Source organism: Streptomyces sp. NPDC025651, from assembly GCF_055558735.1.
Genome location: NZ_JBVHLZ010000004.1, coordinates 361788 through 385797, shown reverse-complemented (window position 1 = coordinate 385797; position 24010 = coordinate 361788). Strand labels below are relative to the sequence as shown.

Below are 24010 nucleotides of genomic sequence, written 5' to 3'. Positions count from 1 at the left end.
ACCCAAGGGCCGTACCTCTCACCGCATATGAGGGGTACGGCCCTTGGTCGTCGCCCTATCCTGTGCCGCACTGGCTGCCGAGGAACGGGGGACGGAGCCTTGTACAGCATCATCGTCGTACCACCCCTCATGCCGGACGCTCCCGGGGAGAGCGGCGCACAGATCCGGCTCGGACCCGGCGAACGCCTCGCCTTCGGCCGGTCCGCGGAGGACAACGGCCTGAGGATCGACCACGAGGGGGTCTCCCGCACGGCGGGCGAGATCACCGCGCACGGCGCCTTCTGGATACTGAGCAACCTCAGCACCCACCAGACGTACGTGGTGGAGAACCCCGAAGGCGCGGGCGAGCACATCAAGATCGGCCCGGGCCGCCTGGACGCCCCCGTGCCGTTCGAGTTCTCCCGGGTGGTCCTGCCGGCCTCCGGCGACCTCCTCCACTTCGACGTGTGGGCGCCGCGCCACGACTTCCTGCGCGGCGGGACGGGCGCGGAGGGCGCCACCACCCGGCCGTCCTTCTCCGTCGACCGCACCAAGCGGTACTTCGCGGTGCTCACCGCCCTGTGCGAGCCACGCCTTCGCGGTGCGCCGCACGCGCCGCCGCCCACCGTCGACCAGGTCGTGGAGCGCCTGCGGCCCGGCTGGCCCACGGTGAGCCGGGCCACCGTGCAGTGGAACATCGACTACCTCGCGGTGAAGCTGCGCCTGAAGCCGGCGCCGGACTCGGCCGAGCCCGGCGCGCGCCTGAACGGCAAGAAGGAGTCCCTGGTTTCCCTCGCGCTGCGCTTCGACCTCGTGCGCGAGGACGACCTGGTGGTGCTCTCGCCGCCCCGGAGCGGGGCGCGCCCATGACCGAGGACCCGTACGCCGTCGAGGTGCCCAAGGGCTACCGCGTCGGCCCCTGGAGCGTCCGCGAACCGCTCGCGAGCGGCGCCTTCGGCAGTGTGTACGCCGCCCGGCGCACCGCACCCGCCGACGGTGTGCCGCAGACGGCCGCGCTGAAGTTCCTGCCGACCGGTCTGAGCACCCCGCGCAGGCTGAGCCATCTGCGCGAACTGGCCGAGCGCGAGGTCGAGTTGCTGCGCCGAGTGCAGCGTCCGCGCCTGATCAGGCTGTACGAGACGCTGACGGTCGACGACGCGGCGCACCCCGCGCTCGACGGCGCCACCGTCCTCGTGCTGGAGCGGGCGGAGGGCTCCCTCGCGGCCCTGCTCGACCTGCCCGAGCCGCATCCCGCGGGGCCCGCGCTGCTCGCGCAGATCTGCGAGGGCCTGCACCAGCTGCACGCCGCGGGCTGGGTGCACGGCGACCTGAAGCCCGCCAACGTCCTTCTGATGAAGGACGGTTCGGCCCGCCTCGCCGACTTCAACATGGCCGCCGAGCTGGAGGGCACCCACGCCTACACGCCCGCCTTCGCCACGCCCGACTACACCCCGCCCGAACTCCTCTGGTCCGAGATCGGCGAACGCGGCCGCCAGATCCGCCCCACCGCCGACATCTGGGCCTTCGGCGTCCTGGCCCACCAGACCCTCACCGGCACCTTCCCGCTGCCCGGCGGCACCTCGTCGGCCCGCAGGGACGCCGCGATCAGCTATGCCCGGGGCACGGAGGAACTCCGCCTCTCCCCCGAACTCCCGCCCGAGTGGCGGGAGATCGTCACCGACTGCCTGGCCCGCACCCACGAGGAGCGCTCCGCGCACGAGACGGAGACCCTCCTGCGCAGGGCGGAGCAGGCGGCGGGCGCGTCCCGCTCCCCCAGGCTCCCCCGCCTGCGCCCCCGCCGGGTACGCCCCCTCGCGCTCGCCTCGGGCGCGCTGGCGACGGCCCTGCTCGCGACGGGCGGGGCCCTCGCCCTGCGCGACGACGAGCGCCCGCCGGACCCCGCGCGGTACGGCGCCGACGAACTCCGCACGGACCGCGGCATCCCCGCGGCCTACCGCAAGCTGATCGTCGACGCGGCCCACGACTGCAAGGAGAAGGACGTCACGCCGGCCCTGATCGCGGCCCTCCTGAAGGTCGAGAGCAACTTCGACCCGGACCTCTCGGACCCTCCCAACGACGAGTACGGCATTGCCCGTTGGACCCCGAGTGTCCTGTGGTACTGGATGGACCCGAGGAAAAAGCCCAAGAAGATCAAGGATCTGAAGCCGCCTTTCCCGCCCAGCGTCTCGATCCCGGCAGTGGGCCGCTACACCTGCGACATCGCCCGCCAGCTGTACGGCCCCGACCGGCTCGACGGCACCCGAGCCGCACTGATCGCCGCCGCCTACCGCACCTCTGTCCAGGTCGTGAACAAGTCCGGCGGAGTCCCCGCGAAGTACCGCACCCACACCGACCGCGTCGATCGCTACCTCAAGGAGTACACGCCCAAGGCGAGTTGAGGACCCTCTGACGTCCCAGGTACCGGCCGTGGCCGCCCGAGCCGAGGCTGAGGCGGCACACCGACCAGCTCGTCGTCGGTCGGTACCGACCGCACAGGGGGAGAGCTCATGCGTGTCACACACAGGTGGGGAACCGCGCTCGGCCTGGGAGTGCCCCAAGGGGTACGTGTGCTTCTGGACCAAGGGCGTGTACGCCTACAACCCGTACAACTACGGCGGCATCCCCCGCCACTTCGTCCCGGGCGCCAAGTCCGGCCTGGCAAGCGACCTGAATCCGCGCGGCGTCCGCATCCGGTCCGTCGCCTGGGCCTGGAGCTGACCGCACGCACCGGACAAAGCCCGGCGGCCACGCCCTCCTCGGGGGAAGGGCGTGGCCGCCGTCATGCGTCAGGTGCCGCTCAGTGGAAGAAGTGGCGCGTCCCCGTGAAGTACATCGTGACGCCCGCCTTCTTCGCGGCCTCCACGACCAGTTCGTCGCGGACCGAACCGCCCGGCTGGACCACGGCCTTGACGCCCGCCGCGGTCAGGATCTCCAGGCCGTCGGGGAAGGGGAAGAACGCGTCGGAGGCGGCGTAGGAACCGCGGGCCCGCTCCTCGCCCGCGCGCTCGACCGCGAGCTTCGCGGAGTCGACGCGGTTGACCTGGCCCATGCCGACGCCGACCGAGGCGCCGCCCTTGGCGAGCAGGATCGCGTTGGACTTCACCGCGCGGCACGCCTTCCAGGCGAAGGCCAGCTCGGCGAGCTCGCCCTCGCCCAGCGCATCGCCCGTGGCGAGCGTCCAGTTGGCGGGGTTGTCGCCGTCGGCCTGCAGCCGGTCGGTGACCTGCAGCAGCGCGCCGCCGTCGATCTGCTTGGTCTCCACGGCGTTCGACGGCGCCTGGTGGGCGCGCAGCACGCGGATGTTCTTCTTCTTGGTCAGCGCCTCCAGAGCGCCGTCCTCGTACTCCGGGGCGACGATGACCTCGGTGAAGATGTCGGCGACCTGCTCCGCCATCTCCTTCGACACCGGACGGTTCACCGCGATGACGCCGCCGAACGCGGAGAGCGGGTCGCAGGCGTGCGCCTTGCGGTGCGCCTCGGCGACGTTCCCGCCGATCGCGATGCCGCACGGGTTGGCGTGCTTGATGATCGCGACGCAGGGCTCGTCGTGGTCGTACGCGGCACGGCGCGCGGCGTCCGTGTCCGTGAAGTTGTTGTACGACATCTCCTTGCCGTGCAGCTGCTCGGCCTCGGCGAGGCCGCCCGTGCCGTCGACGTACAGCGCGGCGCCCTGGTGGGGGTTCTCGCCGTAGCGGAGCACGTTCTTGCGCGCGTACGTGGCGCCGAGGAACTCGGGGAAGCCACTCTCGTCAGCCGCGGCGTAGCCGTCCGCGAACCAGGACGCCACCGCCACGTCGTACGCCGCCGTGTGCTGGAACGCTTCTCCCGCGAGCCGCTTGCGCGCCGCCAGGTCGAAGCCGCCGGCCTTGACCGCCGCGAGCACGTCGGCGTACCGCTTCGGGTCGGTGACGACCGCGACCGAGGGGTGGTTCTTGGCGGCGGCGCGGACCATGGACGGGCCGCCGATGTCGATCTGCTCGACGCACTCGTCGGGGGTGGCGCCCGAGGCGACGGTCTCCTTGAAGGGGTACAGGTTCACGACCACGAGCTGGAAGGGCTCGACACCGAGCTCGGCGAGCTGCCGCCGGTGGTCCTCGAGGCGCAGGTCGGCGAGGATGCCCGCGTGCACCTTCGGGTGCAGCGTCTTGACCCGGCCGTCCAGGCACTCGGGGAAGCCGGTGAGCTCCTCGACCTTGGTGACGGGCACGCCCGCGGCAGCGATCTTCGCGGCGGTGGAACCGGTGGAGACGAGCTCGACGCCCGCCTCGTGCAGCCCGCGCGCGAGCTCTTCCAGGCCGGTCTTGTCGTAGACGCTGACCAGCGCGCGCTTGATGGGGCGCTGCGCGGCGTTCGCGTTCGTAGCTTCGGCGGTCACGGGATAAGAACCTTTCGTCCCTCAATGCGGTAGCCGTGCCGGGCCAGACGCCCCACGACATCGACGAGCAGCGTGCGCTCGACTTCCTTGATGCGCTCGTGCAGAGCGCTCTCGTCGTCCTCGTCCCGGACCTCGACCACGCCCTGGGCGATGATCGGGCCGGTGTCGACGCCGTCGTCGACGAAGTGGACGGTGCAGCCGGTGACCTTCACGCCGTACGCGAGCGCGTCGCGCGCGCCGTGGGCCCCCGGAAAACTGGGCAGCAGCGCGGGGTGCGTGTTCACGAACCGCCCGCCGAAGCGCGCGAGGAACTCCTTCCCCACGATCTTCATGAACCCGGCGGAGACCACCAGGTCGGGCTCGTGCGCGGCGGTCGCCTCCGCCAGGGCGGCGTCCCACTCGTCACGGGTCGCGTGGTCCTTCACCCGGCACACAAAGGTCGGGATCCCGGCGCGCTCGGCGCGCTCGAGGCCCGCGATGCCCGCACGGTCGGCGCCCACGGCGGCGATCTCGGCGCCGTAGGCCTCGGCGCCCTCGGCGTGGATGGTGTCGATCAGGGCCTGAAGGTTCGTGCCCGACCCGGAGACCAGCACGACGAGTCGCTTGGGGCGCGCGACCACAGCGCTCTCGGCCACAGCGGGGCCCTTTCTCGGAAGGTGCGTCTTTGTACGGTCGTACGAAGGCTTCGAGCCCCGCGATACGGGGAACTCTACGAAGCGGCCGACCGTCAGCAACGATACCGGCACACGGAACCGCCCCTCACGGGACGGGGGCGCGGGCGGAGGGTAGCGTCTGGGGAAACGCGCCTGAATACCGACGAACGCCGTGCCGCCGAGCCGCCGAGCCGCTCCGGCACGGCCCTACCAAGGGGAAGACGCACACCTGATGCCGGACCGTAGCCGCCCTTCGTCTCCACCGCAGGACTCCGACTCCCAGGGGCCTCAGTCCCGGGGCTCGGGTGCCCAGGGAACGGGCAAGGACGACGACAATCCCTTCGCGCCGCCGCCTGAGGGGACACCGGACCGGCCGTGGCAGCCGCGCCGCCCCTCGGGCGACTCCGCCCCGGACGGTTCCCAGGGCGGCGAGCACGGCTCCCCGTGGGGCAGCCAGTGGAGCGACCGCCAGCCCGGCCGCTCCCCGGGCAGCTTCGGCGAACGCCCCGGCCAGCAGGGCGGCCCCGGCAAGGAGGGTCCCTCAGGCCCCGGCGGCGGCCTGCGCTGGGACCCGACGGACCCCGCCCAGCGCCGCGCGCGCTACGCCCTGCTCTCCGGCATGTGGGCCTTCTTCTTCGCGCTGTTCGGCTGGCGTTACGTGGCACTGCTGCTGGGCGCGCTCGCGACGATGTGGGCCATCCAGTCGCTGCGCGCCAAGCAGCGCACGCCGGACCCGACGGCCCCGGCACCGGCCGCCGCGCAGGGCGGCACGCCCCAGCCCGGCCCCTCGTCCACGCGCCCGCAGACGACGGCCGCGATCAGCGGCCTGGTGACGGGGGCGCTCGCGCTGGTCATGGTGGCGGGGACGTTCACGGCCCAGCTGGTCTACCGCGACTACTACACGTGTGTGGACGACGCGCTGACCAGCGCGTCGAAGCAGAACTGCGAGGATCTCCTGCCGAAGCAGTTGCGCCCGCTTCTGGGGGAGCAGGACGACTAGCCTGCGTCTTGGCCTCGGGCCCCGTTCACTCCGCGTTGTGGGGGGGACGGGGCCTGTGCGTTGTTGGTCTGGTGTGGTGTGCCTCGTGCGGGTTCGTCGTGGTTGGTCGCGCAGTTCCCCGCGCCCCTTCCGGGGCGCACCCCTGGCGTGCCTCGTGCGGGTTCGTCGTGGTTGATCGCGCAGTTCCCCGCGCCCCTTCCGGGGCGCACCCCCGGCGTGCCTCGTGCGGCTGAGCCGCATGTGTTGCCGCCTCGGGGCGTTGCCGCTCAGGACGGCTCCGGGGGGTGTTCGGATGCCTGCTTCAGGGCCTGCCAGCGGGCCTCGCGGGCCGCGTCGTCGTGCCAGGCCAGGGCCGTGCCGTCGTGTTCGGCCGGGGGCAGGAAGTCGTACGGCTCGAAGCCTTGCGCCTCCGGTGCTTCGGGCGGCTCGGCGGCTGTCGGGGCCGTGCCCCCGGCAGCCGCCTTCCGCCCCGCCCACGGAAGCGGCACCCGCGGCAATCGCGGACGCGGCAGCCGAGGCCTCGGTACGCGCAGCCTCGGCACCCGCAGCGACGGCAGCGCGACGCGCGGCACCCACGCCCACCGCCCCGCCCCCGACGGCTCCCGCAGCCGCCACGCCCGCAGCCCCAGCGCCGCGGGCACCCCGACCAGCGCCATCCACCCCAGCGCCGCCGCCCCCACCTGCCACCACACCGGCCCGAACTCGGCGAGCACCGCCACGCCCATCGGCCCGCCCGCCAGCGCCGCGAGCCCCGCCATCGCCGCCCCGCACAGCGCCGCCGCCCCCACGACGCCCGCGGCCGTCCGCCCCCGCGACCACGCCTCGTCCCGCTCCCCGAAGGCGGGCGCCGCCGCCTGCACCGTGCACCACGCCACCACCAGGCCCGCCACCACGGGCACCGCCCCCACGGCCCAGCTCAGCGGCGACCCGGGCCCCGCCGGCGGCACCGCCGCGAACAGCGGGAAGGGCGGCAGCAGGGGTCCCGCGTCCACGGCGAGGGGCCCCGCGACGGTCGCCGTGCCGAGGGCGAAGCCTGGACCGAGGCCATAGGCCGCGCCCCACACCGCCGCGTTCGGCACCAGCGCGAGGGCCAGCAGAAGCACCGCGAGCCGCCCCGACCACACGTCCGTGACCTGCGCGAACGACGCCTGCGCCGCCCCCGCGTGCAGCACGAGCGACACCGCGACGAGCAGCGCGCCCCCGCCGACGAGCACCGCCGTCCCTGCCGCCCCGGCCCGTGCGACGGCCAGCGCCCTGCGGCGCACGAAGAACCCCCGTACGAACACGGCCCGCACCCCGCCGGGCAGCGCGGTCAAGGCCCGCCGCAGGAACCCCGGCAGCGGCCCGCGCGGACGCCCGTGCGCCGTCCACACCCCGAACCCGGCCGCGCCCACCGCGAGCAGCGGCACATGGACGGCCGCGCCGAACCAGTCGGGCCGCAGCTCACCGCCCGCCGCGTACAGCGTCGCGGCCGCGCCGCACAGCAGATACCCGGTGACCACCCCGCACCACGCCGTCCGCACCGAGTGCCCGCGCCCCTCGGGAGCCGCCGCGTCGCGCGCCGCGCGGTGCAGCAGCCACCCGGGGAGCACGACGAGCAGCAGCGGCGTCACACCGATCGGCGCGGGCGCCCCCGAGAGCGTGTCCGTCCTGATCAGCTCCGTGCCGTGCGCGAGGAGCCACAGCCCCGCCGCGACGTGCAGCGCGCCGCCGGGTCCGCTGTCGGGATACGGCGAGCTGATCCACAGCACCATCACCAGGACCGCGAACGAGCCGAGCCCCAGGCCCGCGGCGACGGCCCCGCCCACCACGCAGGTGGCCAGTCCGGGCGAACGGTCACGGGCCCGTTCGCGCAGCGGCTTCACGGGCGGCAACGAGGCGCTGTGGTCGGTCGTTTGGGTCACCCGGCCATGCTCCCAACGACACGCGCTTTCTCCTCGTAACAGGCGAATACCGGATGTGTCGCTCAATATACGTTTATGTACTTTTTCGTACGGCGGAACGGCTGAGACATGACCCAAACCCCCGCCATCCCGCTGCCGTCCCCCAAGGAACGCCGCAGGCTGCGCGAGGCAAAGTCGCTGAGCCAGGCCGACCTCGCCGCCAAGGTGGGCGTCACCCGCGAGACGGTCCGCTCCTGGGAGACGGGCCGCACCAGCCCGAGGGGCCGCAAACGCGAGGCGTACGCGAAGCTCTTGAACGCGATCGCGTCTGAGAAGACTCAGGCGGGGACGAGGGTGAAGACGAGCCCCGAGCCTCCGGCAGAACGGGCGGCGGAGCCGCAGAGTCCCGCACCCGTACCGGTGGCGGTGGCGGTACCGGTCGCCACCACAGCCACGGTTGAGCACGACCGCCCCCTGAGCCCCGCCCAGGCCTTCGACGCCCTCTGCGCCCGCACCGCCCCCGCCCTGGTCCGCCAGACCTACCTGCTCACCGGCAGACGCACCCTGGCCCAGGAATCAGTGGAACGCGCCTTCCAGACGGCCTGGCAGCGCTGGCCCGAGGTGGCCGTGGACCGCGACCCCGCGGGCTGGGTCCGCGCAGCGGCGTACGAGTACGCGATGTCGCCCTGGCACCGCTTCCGCCCCAGCCAACGCCACCCCGACGCCCCGCCCGCGGAACCGGCCGACCGCGCCTTCCTCGACGTACTCCTGAGCCTGCCGCCCGCGCAGCGCCGCACCCTGCTGCTCTACGACGGCGTCGGCCTCGACCTGCCCGAGACGGCGGCCGAGACGGAGGCGAGCACGCCCGCCGCCGCCAACCGCCTCCTGCACGCGCGCGAGGCGATCGCCGAGCAGCTGCCGGACCTGGCGGACCCCGAGGCACTGCACCGCCGCCTCGGGGAGGTCGGCGGGGCGGAGAAGCTCCGCACACCCAAGGCGGACCGGGTACGCACCGGAAGCGAGCACCGCGCCCGCTTCTGGACCCGCGCGGCCATCGCGTTCACGACGCTGATCATCGGCGCGACGGCCCTGACCCTGAAAACGGCCCCCACCCACTACGAGCCCCCGCAGTCCCCGGGCAGGGCCATCAGCGGAGTACCGCCGAGGATGGGCCCGGGCCCGCTGTCGTACGAGGAAACGGAACTCCGCGAGAAACTCCGCGGTGAACTCCAGAACGGCCCGGAACGCCTGACCCCCCAACCGAAGTAGCCGCCCCCTCGCAGGAGCACCCCGTAAGGGGCGCGGGGAACTGCGCGAACAACCCCCACGACCCGCAGCCGAACAACACAGTGGGCCCGCACCTCACAAGAGGTGCGGGCCCACTGTGAACAGCTGTCAGCCCGCCAGGATGGCCCGCGCGAGCTTCGCCGTCTCGGTCGGCGTCTTGCCCACCTTCACGCCCGCGGCCTCAAGCGCTTCCTTCTTGGCCTGCGCGGTGCCGGAGGAGCCGGAGACGATGGCGCCGGCGTGGCCCATGGTCTTGCCCTCGGGCGCGGTGAAGCCGGCGACGTAGCCGACGACGGGCTTCGTCACGTTGGCCTTGATGAAGTCCGCCGCGCGCTCCTCCGCGTCGCCGCCGATCTCGCCGATCATGACGATCAGGTCGGTCTCGGGGTCGGCCTCGAACGCCTCCAGGGCGTCGATGTGCGTCGTGCCGATGACCGGGTCGCCACCGATGCCGACGGCCGAGGAGAAGCCGATGTCACGGAGCTCGTACATCATCTGGTACGTCAGCGTGCCGGACTTCGAGACCAGGCCGATGCGGCCCGGCTTCGTGATGTCGCCCGGGATGATGCCGGCGTTCGACTGGCCCGGGGTGATCAGACCGGGGCAGTTCGGGCCGATGATGCGGGTCTTGTTGCCCTTCGACTTCGCGTACGCCCAGAAGGCGGCGGAGTCGTGGACGGCGATGCCCTCGGTGATGACCACGGCGAGCGGGATCTCGGCGTCGATCGCCTCGACCACGGCGGCCTTGGAGAAGGCCGGCGGCACGAAGAGGACGGAGACGTTGGCGCCCGTCTTCTCCATGGCCTCCTTGACCGAGCCGAAGACCGGGACCTCGGTGCCGTCGAAGTCGACGGACGTGCCGGCCTTGCGCGGGTTCACGCCGCCGACGATGTTCGTGCCGTCACCCAGCATGAGCTTGGTGTGCTTCATGCCCGTGGCACCGGTCATGCCCTGGACGATGACCTTGCTGTCCTTGTTGAGGAAGATAGCCATGGCTGTTCTTTCCCTCGTCCCTTACTTCGCGGCCGCGAGCTCGGCGGCCTTGTCGGCCGCGCCGTCCATGGTGTCCACACGCTGCACGAGCGGGTGGTTGGCGTCGCTCAGGATCTTGCGACCCAGCTCCGCGTTGTTGCCGTCGAGGCGCACGACCAGCGGCTTCTCGACCTTCTCGCCCTTCGAGGCGAGCAGCTCCAGGGCCTGCACGATGCCGTTGGCGACCTCGTCGCACGCGGTGATGCCACCGAAGACGTTGACGAAGACGGACTTGACGTCCGAGTCGCCGAGGATGATCTCCAGGCCGTTCGCCATGACCTCGGCGGAGGCGCCGCCACCGATGTCGAGGAAGTTGGCGGGCTTCACGCCGCCGTGGTTCTCACCGGCGTACGCGACGACGTCGAGGGTGCTCATGACGAGACCCGCGCCGTTGCCGATGATGCCGACCTCGCCGTCGAGCTTGACGTAGTTGAGGTTCTTGGCCTTGGCGGCAGCCTCGAGCGGGTTGGCTGCGTCCTTGTCCTCGAGAGCCTCGTGGTCGGGCTGGCGGAAGTCGGCGTTCTCGTCGAGCGAGACCTTGCCGTCCAGGGCCAGGATGCGACCGTCCTTGGTCTTCACCAGCGGGTTGACCTCGACGAGGAGCGCGTCCTCGGCGACGAAGGTCTCCCACAGGGTCACCATCGCCTCGGCGACGCCCTCGGCCACGTCGGCCGGGAACTTCGCCTGGGCCACGATCTCGCGGGCCTTCTCGATCGTGACGCCCTCGTTGGAGTCGACCGGGACCTTCGCGAGGGCCTCGGGGGTCTTCTCCGCGACCTCCTCGATGTCCATGCCGCCCTGCACCGAGGCCATGGCCAGGAAGGTGCGGTTGGTGCGGTCGAGGAGGTACGAGACGTAGTACTCCGCCTCGATCTCCGGGGACAGCTCGGCGATCATCACCTTGTGGACCGTGTGGCCCTTGATGTCCATGCCGAGGATGTCCGTCGCACGGGCGACGGCCTCGTCCGGGTTCGCCGCCAGCTTCACGCCGCCGGCCTTGCCGCGGCCACCGACCTTCACCTGCGCCTTGACGACCGACTTGCCGCCAAGACGCTCGGTGGCCTCGCGCGCCGCCTCAGGCGTGTCGATGACTTCACCGGCCAGCACCGGTACACCGTGCTTGGCGAAGAGGTCCCTCGCCTGGTACTCGAACAGGTCCACGCGCGTCCGTCCCTTATCCGTGATCTCGCTGCGATCTCGCTGCTTTGGTGTCAGCTGTCTGCGTGGGCGTGCCGCGGAGGGCAACGTGACTGCGCTGTCACAAGGGAGGCGTAGGACGGAGTCCAGTACGCGGCATGTCCGTCCCGCAGGTTATCGCCGCGGGACGTAGGTCCCTAAATCGCAGATCACATTTGGGCGGTGATGACGGTCACAGATCGCGCGGTCACCGCGGCAAAATCTCCCGGCCGCCGCCGCGGGCAGGCGGCCCCTGTGACTGCAGGGGCCGCCTGTTTGCTCTGGTTGCTCCAGCGATCAGGCGGTGTACGGGGTGTACGAGGCGACGGAGTCGTACACGGAGCCGTGCGTCGGCAGGTACTCCGGCGTCACGTCACCGGTCACGCCCTGGACGCCGGTGACCGCGTTGCCCGCGAGCGCCTGCGCGTCGGGGGCGACGGTGCCGGTCAGGTCCTGGGCGAACGGCCGCACGTCACCCGTCACCCCCTGCGCCAGGCCGTACGCGCTGCCGCCCACGCCCTGCACGACGGGCTGCACCTGGTCGGTGACGCCCTGCACGAGCGGCGTGACCGAGCCGACGACGCCGCCCGCGAAGGGCTGGACGTCATCGCCCACGACCGTCTGGACGAAGGGCTGCACGTCACCGACGACGCCCTGCGCGAGGTACGACACGTCGCCGACGGCCTGCCCGGCGACCGGCAGAACACCGTCGACGGCGGTGGCGGCGACGGGCGGCAGCACGGAGGCGGCGGTCTCGTCGACGATCGGCGAGGCGGCGGTGGTGGCACCCGTGGCGGCACCCGTGGCCGCGGCGGTGGCCGTCGCGGTGGCGTCCTGGGCGTGGCCCGGGGCCTGCGCGACGGTGCCTTCGAGGTTCGGTTCGAGGTTCGGGGCGAAGGCGGAGAGGGGGCCGAAGAGGTAGTCGATGTCGTCGACGCCTTCGACGTCCCCGACGCCGCCGGCCTCCGGGAGCCGGTCCTGGACGTCCTGCTGCTGGATCCGGTCCTGGACCTGACCCTGGAGCTGGTCCCGGACCTGGTTCTGAACGTGGTTGCCGACCTGGTCGCGGTCGACGGACTCGACCGTGCCCCTGACGTCGGCGACCTTGCCCTTGGCCTCGGCCACCTTGCCCTTGGCCTCGGCGACCTTGCCCTTCGCGTCGGTGACGTCCACGCCGTCGACGCCGCCCTTGAGGCCCTCGACGCCACCCTTGACGTCGTCGACGGCGCCCTTGGCGTCCGCGACGGTGTCGGACGCCTGGTCCGGGACGGCGATGGAGTGCTGGGGCAGCTCGTCCGCGCTGGCGACGGCGGAGCCGAGCGCCCAGGCGCCGGTGACGCCGGCGGCTATGACGATGGAACGGCGGATGTTCTTGTTCATGGTGGTTCGGATCCTTCGAATTCGAGCTCTGGCTATGAATCCGGTCCGCGGATGTACGGGACCGGCGGGCAGACCTGTTCCGCCCCCGCGCGGCAGGTCGTCGCGGGGAAAGGGCTGCCCTAGCCAGGGAATTCGGGGATGTCCCGGTGTCTGTCGCGGGTCGGCGCGGGCCCAGGGGGGAGCCCCGGGCCGGAGACCAGCCGGACCGGCGCACGGCCGCCGAGCGCGGCGGCGTGCAGATCGCCGTGGCCCTGCCGGGAGGAACTGCCGTCGCCCGCCGTCGCGTTGCCGATGCTGCCGCCCGGCTGCCCGGGCGTGGGGAGGGACGGGTGACCCGTGCCGTACTCGCCCGCGGTGGCGTCGCCTTGCGCGTGATGGTTGCCCGAGTCCGCGCCCGGGCGCCAACCGACCGCCGTGTACGAGGAGTCGGCCCGCGGCCCGGCCGGCCGCTCGGCGCGGTGCTCCCGCCTCTTCGAGGAGTCACCGTCACGCGACGGCCCGGCCTCGTGGGCGGGAGCGGGCTCCGGCTCGGCGCCGCTGTCGTGACCGGGCTCTTCACCGAGGTCCGGCAGCGGCCGCTCGGGCAGCACCTCGGAGGGGTCGGGGGCGTTGCGCAGGGCGCCGGTCGCCTCGTGCACGACCTCGCCGACGGGACGTACGACTGGGCGCACGGCCGTTCGCACGGCGGGCTGCGCCACCGACTTCACCGGCTCCGTGACCGGCTCCGTGACGTTCCGCACCGTACGGGTGACCGGCTCGGCGGGCGGGTCGACGGCCGCGTCGGCGAGCGGCTCGGCCTGCTTCAGGGGCTGGGTCCGCACCGGTACCGCGTCGCCGCCCACGAGCCCGTCCGCCGCCTGCGCCCGCTCCCCGAACAGAAGGCCGAGGACGAACAACCCGCCGACCAGCAGCACCACTTGCAGCGCACGCCGCCCGGCCGCCGCGCGCACGAAGCGCTCGGCGGCACCGGACGGTACGGCTGCGGAAGCGGGACTCAAGGCGGAGAAGGTCCTCTGGGACGGAGAGAGGGGGTGGAGAGGGGTGGAGAGGGGGTGGAGTGGGGGAAGAGAGACGGCGGGGCGGCGGGGCGGAACTCATCGCTCCGCCGACAAGGCGCGACGATCCTCGCACGGGACGCCCGCCGGAGCGCAAGCCCCCTGTTACCGATGCGTAGTCATGTCCGCTTCCCCGCGCTCGTGTCCGGTATGGGAAGAGGGCGCCTTTCGATCGCCGCGGCCATCACGTCCGGGAAGAGGTCCGGGGTGCACGCGAAGGCGGGCGCGTCCAGCGCGGCGAGCGCCGCCGCGTGTTCGCGGTCGTACGCGGGCGTCCCCTCGTCGGACAGTGCGAGCAGCGTCACGAACTGCACGCCCGACGCCTTCATCGCCGCGACCCGCTTCAGCATTTCGTCGCGTATGCCGCCTTCGTAGAGGTCGCTGATGAGGACGACGACCGTGTCGGCGGGGCGGGTGATCTGCGACTGGCAGTACGCCAGCGCCCGGTTGATGTCGGTGCCGCCGCCCAACTGCGTGCCGAAGAGGACGTCGACCGGGTCGTCGAGCTGGTCGGTGAGGTCGACGACGTTCGTGTCGAAGACGACCAGCCGCGTGTCGAGCGAGCGCATGGAGCCGAGCACGGCGCCGAACACCGAGGCGTAGACGACGGACGCGGCCATGGACCCCGACTGGTCGATGCAGAGGACGACCTCCTTCTTCACGGACTGCGATGCCCGCCCGTACCCGATGAGCCGCTCGGGCACGACCGTCCTGTACTGCGGCAGGTAGTTCTTGAGGTTGGCCGCGATCGTGCGGTTCCAGTCGATGTCGTGGTGGCGCGGTCTGCTGACGCGGGCGCTGCGGTCCAGGGCACCGGTGAGCGTGGAGCGGGTCCGCGTCGCGAGCCGCTTCTCCAGGTCCTCGACGACCTTGCGTACGACCGCACGCGCGGTCTCCTTGGTCGTCTCCGGCATGGCCTTGTTGAGCGAGAGCAGCGTGCCCACCAGGTGCACGTCCGCGTCGACGGCCTCCAGCATCTCGGGCTCCAGGAGCAGCGTGGAGAGCCCGAGCCGGTCGATGGCGTCGCGCTGCATGACCTGGACGACTGAGGAGGGGAAGTACGTCCGGATGTCCCCGAGCCAGCGCGCCACGGACGGCGCGGACCCCCCGAGCCCCGCCGAACGGTCCCGCCCCCGGGCGCCCTTGTCGTCGCCCCTCCCGTACAGCGCGGTGAGCGCGCCGTCCATCGCCGCGTCCTGTCCGGCGAGCGCGCACCCCGTGCCGTCGGCGCCGTCGCCGCCCAGCACGAGCCGCCACCGCCGCAGCCGCTCGTCCGTCATCTCGCTCATCGGGCCACCCCCACAAAGTCCTTCCCCACAAGGTCGTTCCGCACGAGGCCGTTCCGCACGAGGCCGTCGCTCTCGCTCCGCGTCGGCGGCATGCCGAGCAGCAGGCGTACGACGGGCTCCACGGCGTCCGCGCGCCCGGCGTCGATGTCCTCGGCGAACCCGGGCACACCACTTCCGCCCACCGCGCCGCCGGCCCCGGACGTCCCGCGCCGCACCAGCTCCCCCAACGTCCGGCGCACACCCGGCTCGTACGCCGAGAAGGTCCTTCGCAACAGCGGCAGTACGTCGATGAAGGCACCGTCCGACACCCCGCTCAGCCAGTCGTCGACAAGGCCGAGCAGCCGCTCGTCGTGCACGAGCAGCATCCCGCCCCCGGACCCGCCCCCGACGAACCCCTCGATCCATGCGGCCCCTTCGGCAGGTTCGCTCCCCCGGGACAGAGCAAGCCCCATGAGCCGAGCGACCTCGCTATCCCCCAACTCCCCGCAGTCCAACAACAACCGCACGGCCCGCCCGCGGACCACTCCGGCAACGCTGTCCCGCTGCCCCAACACCCGCAGCACGGAGTACCACCGCTCCCGCACACCTTCTCCGGCCGCCCCGGCTGTGGGCACCGATGAACCGGGCGGCACCTCACCCTCGAAGCCACCCCCCACCCGGAACTCCCCCAACAGCCCCACCGCCTGATGAACCCCGTCCACATACCCCCGCAGAGCAAGCGCGGCCTCCGCGTCGACCCCCGCGCACGCGGGCGGCAGCCCCACGAACACCCGCTCCGCAAGCCCCAGAGCCACCTCCCCCAGCGCCTCCGTCCCCGTCCCCCGAACATCCCCGTACCGAAGCGCCCTCACCAGCGCGGGCAACGCCTGCGCAAGCTGCCCCACATCCGCGTCCAGCGCCGCCCGATCCGCAAGTACCCGCATCACCACAGGCAACGCGTCCGGCAACTCCGCCAGCAGACACCGCTCGGCGAGCGCGGTGACGTCCGCGAGGCCCCCCGCCTCGACCGCGTCGGCCGACGCCTTGCCCGTGGCCGCGCCCAGCACCGTGGTCCCCCACACCCCCGCCTCCGCGACCCGCACGGACAGCTCCGGCTCCCACCGAAGACGCCACGTCTCCCGGAACGTCCCGGTGCTCCCCCGGGACGCCACCGGCTCGCCCCAGCCGATGCCGAGCAGCCGCAGCCGGTGCAGCAGCCTGCTGCGCCCCGCGTCCGTTTCCTTGCGGAGGTCCAGCTCCAACTCCCGCTCCAGCGCCTCCGGTTTGAGCCGCAGCCTGCGCTGCACGCGCGCGAGGTCCCGCTGCAAAGGCACCGCGGGTGCCGCATCGGGCACCTCCCCCAGCACGTCCCCGACGACGAGCCTGTCCCGCACGAGGGCGAGCGGCACGTCCGAGCCCTCGCACATCACCGCCCGCACGGCGTCGGTCGTCTCGGTGAGCCCGGCCAGCGGCCGCCCTCGCATCGCGGCGAGCGTGTCGGCGAGCCGCACGGCCTCGATGACGTGGGCGGACGAGACGAGCCTGTCCTCGTCGCGCAGCAGTCCCGCGACCTTCGTCATCCAGCGCTCGACGGGCCGGTCTGGGGCGCTGAACAGGTGGCCGTACCACCCGGGGGACGCGATGCCCGCGCCGTACCCGCTGGAGCGCGAGAGCCTGCGGTGGGTCCAGGGCACCCACGTCAGCTCCGCCTTCACCTTGGGCAGCCCCTTGAGCAGGGCCCGGTCGGCCGCCACGGTACTTCTGCGGCGCAGTGCGGGCACGTGCCAGGCCCCGCACACCACGGCGACCCCGTCAGGCCCGAACTCCTTCTGGGCGGCGCGCATGTGGAGCCGCATGTGCGCCTCGCGCACCAGGTCACGGGTGTGCCCGCCGTCCCCGTAGGTCTCGCGCAGCACCCCCATGGCGTCGCTCAGGGCCTCGAACGGCGCGAACGCGTCACCGGCCGCGCCGCGGTGCTCGACGACGTCCTCCCACCAGCGCTCGGGGTCGTCGTACCCCGCGGTCTCCGCGAGCACCGCGATGGGGTCGATCCGTACGGCCCCCTCGCCCTCCGGGGGCTCCGCCGGTGACTCCTGCGGGCCCTCCTCGGCGTGCGCGAGCGAGTGCGCCGCCGGAAGGTCGAAGAAGCGCACCGGCACACCGCGCGTGACGGCCCAGCGGATCGCCACCCACTCCGGGGAGAACTCGGCGAGCGGCCAGAACGCCGAGCGCCCCGGCTCGTCCACCACGTGCGCGAGCAGCGCGACCGGCGGCCGCATGCCCTCGTCGGCGGCGAGCTCCACGAGGGAGTCGGCCTCCGGCGGGCCCTCGACGAGGACGACGCCGGGGCGCGCCTCGTCGAGCGCGGCCCGCACGGCACGCGCCGACCCCGGCCCGTGGTGCCGCACGCCGAGCAGCAGCGGTTCCCTCGCCGTCGTCATGCGCTCACCTCGCGGCACGCGCGGTAGAAGTCCTTCCAGCCGTCCCGCTCCCGCACGACCGCCTCCAGGTACTCCTGCCAGATCACGCGGTCCGCCGCGGGGTCGCGCACGACGGCGCCGAGAAGGCCGGCCGCGACGTCACCGGGGCGCAGGACGCCGTCTCCGAAGTGGGCCGCCAGGGCAAGGCCGTTGGTGACGACGGAGATCGCCTCGGCCGTCGACAGGGTGCCGCTGGGCGACTTCACCTTCGTACGCCCGTCGGCCGTGACGCCGTCGCGCAGCTCGCGGAAGACGGTGACGACACGGCGTATCTCGTCGATGCCCTCCGGGCCCGTGGGCAGGTCGAGGGAGCGGCCGATCTGGTCGACGCGGCGCGAGACGATGTCGACCTCGGCGTCGGCGCTCTCCGGCAGCGGCAGGACGACGGTGTTGAAGCGGCGGCGCAGGGCGCTCGACAGGTCGTTGACACCGCGGTCGCGGTCGTTGGCCGTGGCGATGAGGTTGAAGCCGCGCACGGCCTGCACCTCCTGGCCCAACTCCGGGATCGGCAGGGTCTTTTCCGACAGGATCGTGATCAGCGTGTCCTGTACGTCGGCCGGGATGCGGGTCAGCTCCTCGACGCGCGCGGTCATCCCCTCGGACATGGCGCGCATGACGGGGCTGGGCACGAGCGCGTCGCGGCTGGGGCCGTGCGCGAGCAACTGGGCGTAGTTCCACCCGTACCGGATGGCTTCCTCCGGGGTGCCCGCCGTGCCCTGCACGAGCAGCGTCGAGTCCCCGCTGACCGCGGCGGCGAGGTGCTCGGACACCCATGTCTTGGCGGTGCCCGGCACGCCGAGGAGGAGCAGGGCCCGGTCGGTGGCGAGCGTGGTGACGGCGACCTCGACGATGCGGCGCGGCCCCACGTACTTCGGCGTGATCACGGTGCCGTCGGGCAGAGTGCCGCCGAGGAGGTACGTCGCCACGGCCCACGGCGAGAGCTTCCACCGCTGGGGCCTGGGCCGGTCGTCCTGCGCGGCGAGCGCGGCCAGCTCGGCGGCGAAGGCGTCCTCGGCATGCGGCCTGAGCGCCTGCGCGCCGCTCGCGGAACCGGGCGCGGGCGTCGTCCGATTCGCGGTCGCGGACGTCGTCGAGTCGACGGAAACGGTCATGGAGCGATCCCCCTCCAGCTCGTCCGGACGCATCTGGCCCGGATGTGTCTCCACCGTGCACCACGCCACTGACAATCGCCCCGGGAAAGCCCCTGACCTGCGCGAACTCCCGGCGCAGGGCCGATTGTCAGTGGCGGCACCTACCTTCGAACCATGACTCAGCAGGGGGTGCGCTGGACGGCGGATCAGGTGCTCGCACTCGCGCCTGACGCCCCGTCACGCAAGGCGGGAAGCAAACTCGGCGTCGCCGGCCCATGGTCGGAGGCGGGCAGTTCGGACGAGGGGACGGTGTGGGGGCTGTGCAAGGGCAGTGGCAGCAAGCCGTATCAGACGGTCGTCGACATCGCGGACGCGGCGGGTCCCGCGTACAAGTGCAGTTGTCCGAGCCGGAAGTTCCCGTGCAAGCACGCGCTGGGGCTGCTGCTCGTCTGGGCGGGCGCGGACGGCACTGTGCCGGAGGGGGAACCGCCGGCGTGGGCCGAGGAGTGGCTGGCCTCGCGCCGCAAGAAGGCGGAGAACAGGCGGAGTTCGGCCGCGGCGCCCGCCGCCGCGGCCGACCCTGAGGCCGCGCGCAGAAGAGCGGAGAGGCGGGCCGAGCGGATCACCGCGGGGGCGACGGAGCTGGAGCAGCGCCTGTCCGACCTGCTCCGCTCCGGCACGGCCGCGGCCGAGCAGGCGGGGTACGGCCTGTGGGAGGAGACCGCGGCCCGCATGGTCGACGCACAGGCGCCCGGACTCGCCGCGAGAGTAAGGGAGTTGGGCGCCCTTCCCGCCTCGGGGCCCGGCTGGCCGGTGCGCCTCCTGGAGGAGTGCGCGCTGATCCACCTCCTCGACCAGGGCTGGCTCCACCGCGACGACCTGCCGGACGACCTGGCGGCCACGGTCCGCTCCCGCATCGGCCTGTCCGCGCAGCCGGAGGGCCCGCCGGTCCGGGACCGGTGGCTGGTCCTCGCGCAGTACGACACGGCGGACAGCCGACTCACCACGCGCCGCATATGGCTGTACGGAAAGGACTCCGGCCGCACCGCGCTCCTCCTCTCCTACGGGGCGGCGGGCCGCGCCCCCGCGCTCGCCCTGCCGGTGGGCCTCGCGCTCGACGCGGAGGTGACCGGATATCCGGGCGCGGGACAGCTGCGCGCGGACCTGGGCGAGCAGTTCACGGCGCCGGCGCCGACCACACAGCGGCCACCGGGCGTACGACCGGACGAGGCCACCGCACGCTACGGCGAGGCCCTGCGCGCGGACCCCTGGCTGGAGTCGTGGCCGGTGACTCTCTCCGAGGTGATACCGACGCGGAACACAGGCATCTGGCAACTGGCCGACCCCACAGCCGATATGGCCCTGCCGATAGCGCCGCACGCGACCTCCAGACCGGGCCTGTGGCGCCTGGTCGCCCTCTCCGGAGGCGCACCGCTGACCGTGTTCGGCGAGTGCGGCCACCAAGGCTTCACCCCCCTCGCGGCCTGGCCGAAGGACGCGGGAGAGACGGTGCCGCTGTGCTGACGTACGGACACGGGAGAGAAGGTGCCGCCGTGCTGACGAACGGACACGAGGAGAAGCAGATGCCGCACCCCTCAACAACGCCTCCTTCATGGGACGACCTCGTCACCACGGCCCTGCTGGGCACGGACCGCCGCGCCCTGCCCGCCGCACTCCACACCCCCGGCAAGGAGGCGCCCCTCGCCCTCCTGGACGCGGCGGCCGTGCAGACGGTGCGCCGCAGGGCGGGCCTGCGCCCGGTCCCGGCCGCCGCCCCGCCCGAGCCCGCACCGGCCGACCCCAGGCCACCGGTGCCGCCCGCGGCCAGGCGCAGGCTCGCGACACTCCTCACCGACCAGCCGGGCTCCGCGGGCGGTGGCCGACGGGGCGCGGCGCCGGACCTCATGGAACTCCTCCCCCAGTGGCTGTCCCTGGCCAACTCCCGTGGCTACGGCGCCCCTCCGGAGCTGCTGCCCGCTCTCCTGAACGCGGCACGCGGCCGCACGGACCTGCGCCCGCAGGCCCTCACCTTCGCGGGCCCGAGGGCGCTGTGGCTGGCCCGCCTCAACCCGGACTGGAAGTTCGCGCTCAGGGCGACACCCGGAGGCGGCGTCTCGCTGCCGTCCCCCGACGACACCCCGAAGATCCGACAGCTGTGGGAGGAGGGCCTCTTCGCGGAACGCGTGGCGCTCCTGACCACACTCCGCACCCACGCCCCGGCCACAGCCGGAGAACTGCTCGCATCGACCTGGTCGACGGAGCGGGCGGAGGACCGCCTGATGTTCCTGGACTCGCTCCGCACGGGCCTGTCCGCCGAGGACGAGCCGTTCCTGGAGCAGGCGCTCACCGACCGCAGCCGCAACGTCCGCTCCACGGCGGCGGAGCTCCTGTCCGCGCTCCCCCACTCGGCCCTGGCGGTCCGGATGTCGTCACGCGCGGCTTCCTGCGTAGCCGTGGACCACACCACCGACAGCCCGACCCTGACCGTGGAAGCACCCCATGAGTGCGACGCGGGCATGGAAAGGGACGGCGTCACCCCGAAGCCCCCCGCCGGCCGTGGTGAACGCTCGTGGTGGCTGGGCCAGTTGGTGGACTCGGCCCCGCTCTCCACCTGGCAGACCCGCCTCGGCGACCGCACCCCGACAGAGATCGTGGCGCTCCCGGTGGCGGACGACTGGCGGAGCGAGCTGCACGCCGCGTGGTGCCGTGCGGCGGTGCGCCAGCGGGACGCCGCCTGGTCCAGGGCGCTGCTCGGTGCCCCCGCGTCCCCCGACGCGGCGGGCCCGGGAGCCGTCTCCCTCGCCGAACGCGCCAAGCTCCTGGCCACGCTGCCCGCCGCCGAGCGGGCCGACTGGGTGGCCGGTTTCATCGCGGCGCACGGCCTGTCGGAGGCCTTCCAGCTCCTGGGAGTCTGCGCGGTCCCCTGGGCGGAGCCGCTGGGGCGCGCCGTGGTGGACTCCCTGAACATCGCGCGGGACGCGGGCAGTTACCCCTGGAGCTTCAGCGGCGTGATGGGCCTCGCGGAGCGCTGCCTCGACCCGGCGGAGGCGGTCCGCCTGGACGCCCTCACCGCGACCCCGGACGAGCCGGAAGACGCCGCACCGGGCGCCGGCGGCTACTGGTCGGAAGCGTTCCAACGCCTGGTGACCACCCTGCGCCTACGCGCGGCGATCCACGCGGAACTTCCCCCACCGCGGTGACGTATCCAGCCCGGGTGAGCACAGCAGGAGCGAGCCCGGGTGAGCACAGCAGGAACGGCAGACCGAACCCGAGACGGCCGCAGCCGCGTACGCACGGGAGGGGGCGTGGGGGCATGCCCGCACGGAGCACCGCGCACCAAGCTCACGCGAGCCGCCGCAGCCAAGCCACCCACGCCCCGCGGACGAACCCCAGACGAAGCCCCGGCGCACCCCGCCCGGGAGCCCGCTCAAGGCGCCGCCAGATCAGGCGGCCTGCCGCACGTTCCCCCGTACCCACTCCACGATCGACGCGGTCGTGGCCCCGGGCGTGAAGATCTCCGCGACGCCCTTCTCCTTCAGCGGCGCGATGTCCGCCTCCGGAATGATCCCGCCGCCGAACACCTTGATGTCCTCCGCGTCCCGCTCCTTCAACAGCTCCAACACCCGCGCGAACAACGTGTTGTGCGCCCCGGACAGAATGGAGAGCCCGATCGCGTCGGCGTCCTCCTGGATCGCGGTGTCCACCACCTGCTCGGGCGTCTGGTGCAGCCCGGTGTAGATGACCTCCATACCGGCGTCACGCAACGCCCGCGCGATCACCTTCGCCCCACGATCGTGCCCGTCGAGCCCCGGCTTGGCGACCACCACGCGGATCGGCCCGGCTGCCACACCCATCACTGCCTCCATGTACCGATGTCCGTACCGACACCACTCTGTCCCGGCACGGATACCCCGCACCACACCGGCCGGGGAAGTGAACGAACGTTATCCACAGCATCCCGCAAGCGGCAGTTTCACGGTGGAGAGCGAGGGGGAAATCACACGTTGGGACACGTTCGCTGCGCGCCCATCCGTTGCGCAAGGGCTCACGCTCCGCATCCGGACCAGGCGCGAGGGGAGCCGCAACGAGATCGCCGGACCACCACGCCGGCAGCCGCACGGCATGGTGGTCCGGTGCATCGGCAACGCAACGGGGGCACGGAGCACGGAGCACGCACCACAGATCACCGACCACGAATCACTCGGCACCACCGGCACCACCCGCACCGCACGCACCGCAAAGCACCGTGCAACGGAATCCGCCCCTCGCCCAGCCGACTTCCTCGCTCTCGACTCCCCCTAGGGCACACGGGGGACAGAGCCGTCCTCCCGTGCGTCAATCGGGAGGTCGACGATGCCGGTCACAGGGGCCCACCCCTTTCGCCCCCTCAGCACACTGCTGCCAAAGCTCCCCACACTGCTGCCAAGACTCCCAGGACTCCCTGCCCTCCTGAAGTCGACCGCCCTGGAGCTGGCGATCCTCGCGGGCCACCTCCTCCTCTATCCCTCGGGCATCACCCAGGAGCGCAGGACGGCACCCGTCCAGCCACCCCCCGACGCCCCCCGCCTCCCCCCGGACGGCAGGCCCCCGGTCCTCCTCCTGCACGGCTTCATCGACAACCGCTCGGTCTTCGTCCTGCTCCGCCGCGCCCTGACCAAGGACGGCGGACGCCGCGTGGAGTCCCTCAACTACTCGCCGCTGACGTGCGACATCCGCACCGCCGCGGAACTGCTCGGCCGCCACGTCGAGGAGCTCTGCGAGCGCACGGGCCACACCCACGTGGACGTCGTCGGGCACAGCCTCGGCGGCCTGATCGCCCGCTACTACGCGCAGCGGCTCGGCGGCGACGTACGCATACGTACGTTGGTCACGCTCGGCACACCGCACTCGGGCACCCGCGTCGCGCCGCTCGCGGACGCGCACCCGATCGTCCGGCAGATGCGCCCGGGGTCCGAGGTGATCGAAGAGCTGAAGGAGCCGTCACCACACTGCCGCACGCACTTCGTGAGCTTCTGGAGCGACCTGGACCAGATCATGGTCCCGCTGGAGACGGCGTGCGTCGACCACCCCGACCTGATCGCGCAGAACGTCCGCGTGACCGGCATCGGCCATCTCGCGCTGCCGGTGCACCCGGCGGTCGCGAACGGCATACGCCAGGCGCTCGACCTGGCGAACCCGGGAGCCGACGCCAAGGGCGCGCCGAACGGACTCACCGTGGCCTGAGCCGAAAACGGACTCCCGGTGACCTGAACCGAAAAGAAGCCCCCACCGATCGAACGAACCTCGAACGCAGAGCCAAAGCTGTGCCCACAGTCCGCCGAAAGGCGGCCGAATGCCCGTTTCCTGAGACC

Annotated in this window: 19 protein-coding genes; 8 read left to right on the top strand and 11 right to left on the bottom strand. The window is 72.7% G+C overall.

The window, feature by feature from the left end:
* Positions 1 to 99: 99 nt before the first annotated feature.
* From ACZ4D5_RS18110 to ACZ4D5_RS18100, 3 genes are all read left to right on the top strand, one after another.
* Positions 100 to 849 (top strand): FHA domain-containing protein, encoded by a 750-nt coding sequence (locus tag ACZ4D5_RS18110; RefSeq protein WP_467773339.1) that lies wholly within the window; start codon positions 100 to 102, stop codon positions 847 to 849.
* Entirely contained in the window at positions 846 to 2378 is a 1533-nt protein-coding gene (locus ACZ4D5_RS18105; protein ID WP_467773338.1) for a serine/threonine protein kinase, read from the top strand. The genes ACZ4D5_RS18110 and ACZ4D5_RS18105 overlap by 4 nt, the downstream gene beginning before the upstream one ends.
* Before the next feature lie 112 nt (positions 2379 to 2490).
* Complete coding sequence (locus ACZ4D5_RS18100; RefSeq protein ID WP_467773337.1) at positions 2491 to 2697, top strand: hypothetical protein; 207 nt, start codon at positions 2491 to 2493, stop codon at positions 2695 to 2697.
* Between the two features lie 79 nt (positions 2698 to 2776).
* On the opposite strand, the gene purH is transcribed toward ACZ4D5_RS18100, so the two are convergent.
* Together purH and purN are read right to left on the bottom strand one after the other, a co-directional pair.
* Positions 2777 to 4354 carry a bifunctional phosphoribosylaminoimidazolecarboxamide formyltransferase/IMP cyclohydrolase gene (gene purH / locus ACZ4D5_RS18095; RefSeq protein ID WP_467773336.1) on the bottom strand — a complete coding sequence of 526 codons (1578 nt, stop codon included), beginning with the start codon at positions 4352 to 4354 and terminating at the stop codon, positions 2777 to 2779.
* The gene (purN, locus tag ACZ4D5_RS18090) at positions 4351 to 4989 is read right to left on the bottom strand and encodes a phosphoribosylglycinamide formyltransferase (protein WP_467773335.1); all 639 of its coding nucleotides are present in this window, start codon (positions 4987 to 4989) and stop codon (positions 4351 to 4353) included. Before purN ends, purH begins: the two co-directional genes overlap by 4 nt.
* 250 nt (positions 4990 to 5239) lie before the next feature.
* On the opposite strand from purN, the gene ACZ4D5_RS18085 reads away from it, so the two are divergent.
* Positions 5240 to 6007, top strand: a complete 768-nt coding sequence (locus ACZ4D5_RS18085; RefSeq protein WP_467773334.1) for a hypothetical protein — start codon at positions 5240 to 5242, stop codon at positions 6005 to 6007.
* A gap of 266 nt (positions 6008 to 6273) precedes the next feature.
* On the opposite strand, the gene ACZ4D5_RS18080 is transcribed toward ACZ4D5_RS18085, so the two are convergent.
* Positions 6274 to 7911: a cell division protein PerM gene (locus ACZ4D5_RS18080; protein WP_467773333.1), complete on the bottom strand. Its 1638-nt coding sequence runs from the start codon at positions 7909 to 7911 to the stop codon at positions 6274 to 6276.
* A 108-nt stretch (positions 7912 to 8019) separates the two neighbouring features.
* Here ACZ4D5_RS18080 and ACZ4D5_RS18075 point away from each other — a divergent pair, with 108 nt between their 5' ends.
* On the top strand, positions 8020 to 9159 hold the full coding sequence (locus ACZ4D5_RS18075; RefSeq protein ID WP_467773332.1) for a helix-turn-helix domain-containing protein: 1140 nt from the start codon (positions 8020 to 8022) through the stop codon (positions 9157 to 9159).
* Positions 9160 to 9285: 126 nt separating this feature from the next.
* On the opposite strand, the gene sucD is transcribed toward ACZ4D5_RS18075, so the two are convergent.
* The 7 genes from sucD to ACZ4D5_RS18040 form a co-directional block, all read right to left on the bottom strand.
* Entirely contained in the window at positions 9286 to 10170 is an 885-nt protein-coding gene (gene sucD / locus ACZ4D5_RS18070; RefSeq protein ID WP_467773331.1) for a succinate--CoA ligase subunit alpha, read from the bottom strand.
* A gap of 21 nt (positions 10171 to 10191) precedes the next feature.
* Positions 10192 to 11370: an ADP-forming succinate--CoA ligase subunit beta gene (gene sucC / locus ACZ4D5_RS18065; RefSeq protein ID WP_467773330.1), complete on the bottom strand. Its 1179-nt coding sequence runs from the start codon at positions 11368 to 11370 to the stop codon at positions 10192 to 10194.
* 312 nt (positions 11371 to 11682) lie between these two features.
* Entirely contained in the window at positions 11683 to 12765 is a 1083-nt protein-coding gene (locus tag ACZ4D5_RS18060) for a hypothetical protein (protein ID WP_467773329.1), read from the bottom strand.
* Between the two features lie 119 nt (positions 12766 to 12884).
* Positions 12885 to 13763 carry a hypothetical protein gene (locus tag ACZ4D5_RS18055; RefSeq protein WP_467773328.1) on the bottom strand — a complete coding sequence of 293 codons (879 nt, stop codon included), beginning with the start codon at positions 13761 to 13763 and terminating at the stop codon, positions 12885 to 12887.
* A gap of 176 nt (positions 13764 to 13939) precedes the next feature.
* Positions 13940 to 15109 carry a VWA domain-containing protein gene (locus ACZ4D5_RS18050; RefSeq protein ID WP_467773327.1) on the bottom strand — a complete coding sequence of 390 codons (1170 nt, stop codon included), beginning with the start codon at positions 15107 to 15109 and terminating at the stop codon, positions 13940 to 13942.
* Positions 15106 to 17529 (bottom strand): DUF5682 family protein, encoded by a 2424-nt coding sequence (locus ACZ4D5_RS18045; RefSeq protein WP_467773326.1) that lies wholly within the window; start codon positions 17527 to 17529, stop codon positions 15106 to 15108. Before ACZ4D5_RS18045 ends, ACZ4D5_RS18050 begins: the two co-directional genes overlap by 4 nt.
* Positions 17526 to 18680 carry an ATP-binding protein gene (locus ACZ4D5_RS18040; protein ID WP_467773325.1) on the bottom strand — a complete coding sequence of 385 codons (1155 nt, stop codon included), beginning with the start codon at positions 18678 to 18680 and terminating at the stop codon, positions 17526 to 17528. Before ACZ4D5_RS18040 ends, ACZ4D5_RS18045 begins: the two co-directional genes overlap by 4 nt.
* Positions 18681 to 18833: 153 nt before the next feature.
* Here ACZ4D5_RS18040 and ACZ4D5_RS18035 point away from each other — a divergent pair, with 153 nt between their 5' ends.
* Both ACZ4D5_RS18035 and ACZ4D5_RS18030 read left to right on the top strand, forming a co-directional pair.
* Entirely contained in the window at positions 18834 to 20183 is a 1350-nt protein-coding gene (locus ACZ4D5_RS18035) for an SWIM zinc finger family protein (protein WP_467773324.1), read from the top strand.
* A 59-nt stretch (positions 20184 to 20242) separates the two neighbouring features.
* Complete coding sequence (locus ACZ4D5_RS18030) at positions 20243 to 21859, top strand: DUF5691 domain-containing protein (protein WP_467773580.1); 1617 nt, start codon at positions 20243 to 20245, stop codon at positions 21857 to 21859.
* 243 nt (positions 21860 to 22102) lie between these two features.
* On the opposite strand, the gene ACZ4D5_RS18025 is transcribed toward ACZ4D5_RS18030, so the two are convergent.
* Positions 22103 to 22513 (bottom strand): cobalamin B12-binding domain-containing protein, encoded by a 411-nt coding sequence (locus ACZ4D5_RS18025; protein WP_467773323.1) that lies wholly within the window; start codon positions 22511 to 22513, stop codon positions 22103 to 22105.
* 499 nt (positions 22514 to 23012) lie between these two features.
* Here ACZ4D5_RS18025 and ACZ4D5_RS18020 point away from each other — a divergent pair, with 499 nt between their 5' ends.
* Positions 23013 to 23882 carry a lipase family alpha/beta hydrolase gene (locus ACZ4D5_RS18020; RefSeq protein WP_467773322.1) on the top strand — a complete coding sequence of 290 codons (870 nt, stop codon included), beginning with the start codon at positions 23013 to 23015 and terminating at the stop codon, positions 23880 to 23882.
* Positions 23883 to 24010 lie beyond the last annotated feature (128 nt).

Bases quoted from the DNA above. Each gene is read 5' to 3' on its own strand.
- ACZ4D5_RS18105 (WP_467773338.1), top strand. From the start codon at position 846: ATGACCGAGGACCCGTACGCCGTCGAGGTGCCCAAGGGCTACCGCGTC.
- ACZ4D5_RS18085 (WP_467773334.1), top strand. From the start codon at position 5,240: ATGCCGGACCGTAGCCGCCCTTCGTCTCCACCGCAGGACTCCGACTCC.
- ACZ4D5_RS18075 (WP_467773332.1), top strand. From the start codon at position 8,020: ATGACCCAAACCCCCGCCATCCCGCTGCCGTCCCCCAAGGAACGCCGC.
- sucD (WP_467773331.1), bottom strand. From the start codon at position 10,170: ATGGCTATCTTCCTCAACAAGGACAGCAAGGTCATCGTCCAGGGCATG.
- ACZ4D5_RS18060 (WP_467773329.1), bottom strand. From the start codon at position 12,765: ATGAACAAGAACATCCGCCGTTCCATCGTCATAGCCGCCGGCGTCACC.
- ACZ4D5_RS18050 (WP_467773327.1), bottom strand. From the start codon at position 15,109: ATGAGCGAGATGACGGACGAGCGGCTGCGGCGGTGGCGGCTCGTGCTG.
- ACZ4D5_RS18045 (WP_467773326.1), bottom strand. From the start codon at position 17,529: ATGACGACGGCGAGGGAACCGCTGCTGCTCGGCGTGCGGCACCACGGG.
- ACZ4D5_RS18040 (WP_467773325.1), bottom strand. From the start codon at position 18,680: ATGACCGTTTCCGTCGACTCGACGACGTCCGCGACCGCGAATCGGACG.
- ACZ4D5_RS18035 (WP_467773324.1), top strand. From the start codon at position 18,834: ATGACTCAGCAGGGGGTGCGCTGGACGGCGGATCAGGTGCTCGCACTC.
- ACZ4D5_RS18030 (WP_467773580.1), top strand. From the start codon at position 20,243: ATGCCGCACCCCTCAACAACGCCTCCTTCATGGGACGACCTCGTCACC.
- ACZ4D5_RS18025 (WP_467773323.1), bottom strand. From the start codon at position 22,513: ATGGGTGTGGCAGCCGGGCCGATCCGCGTGGTGGTCGCCAAGCCGGGG.
- ACZ4D5_RS18020 (WP_467773322.1), top strand. From the start codon at position 23,013: ATGCCGGTCACAGGGGCCCACCCCTTTCGCCCCCTCAGCACACTGCTG.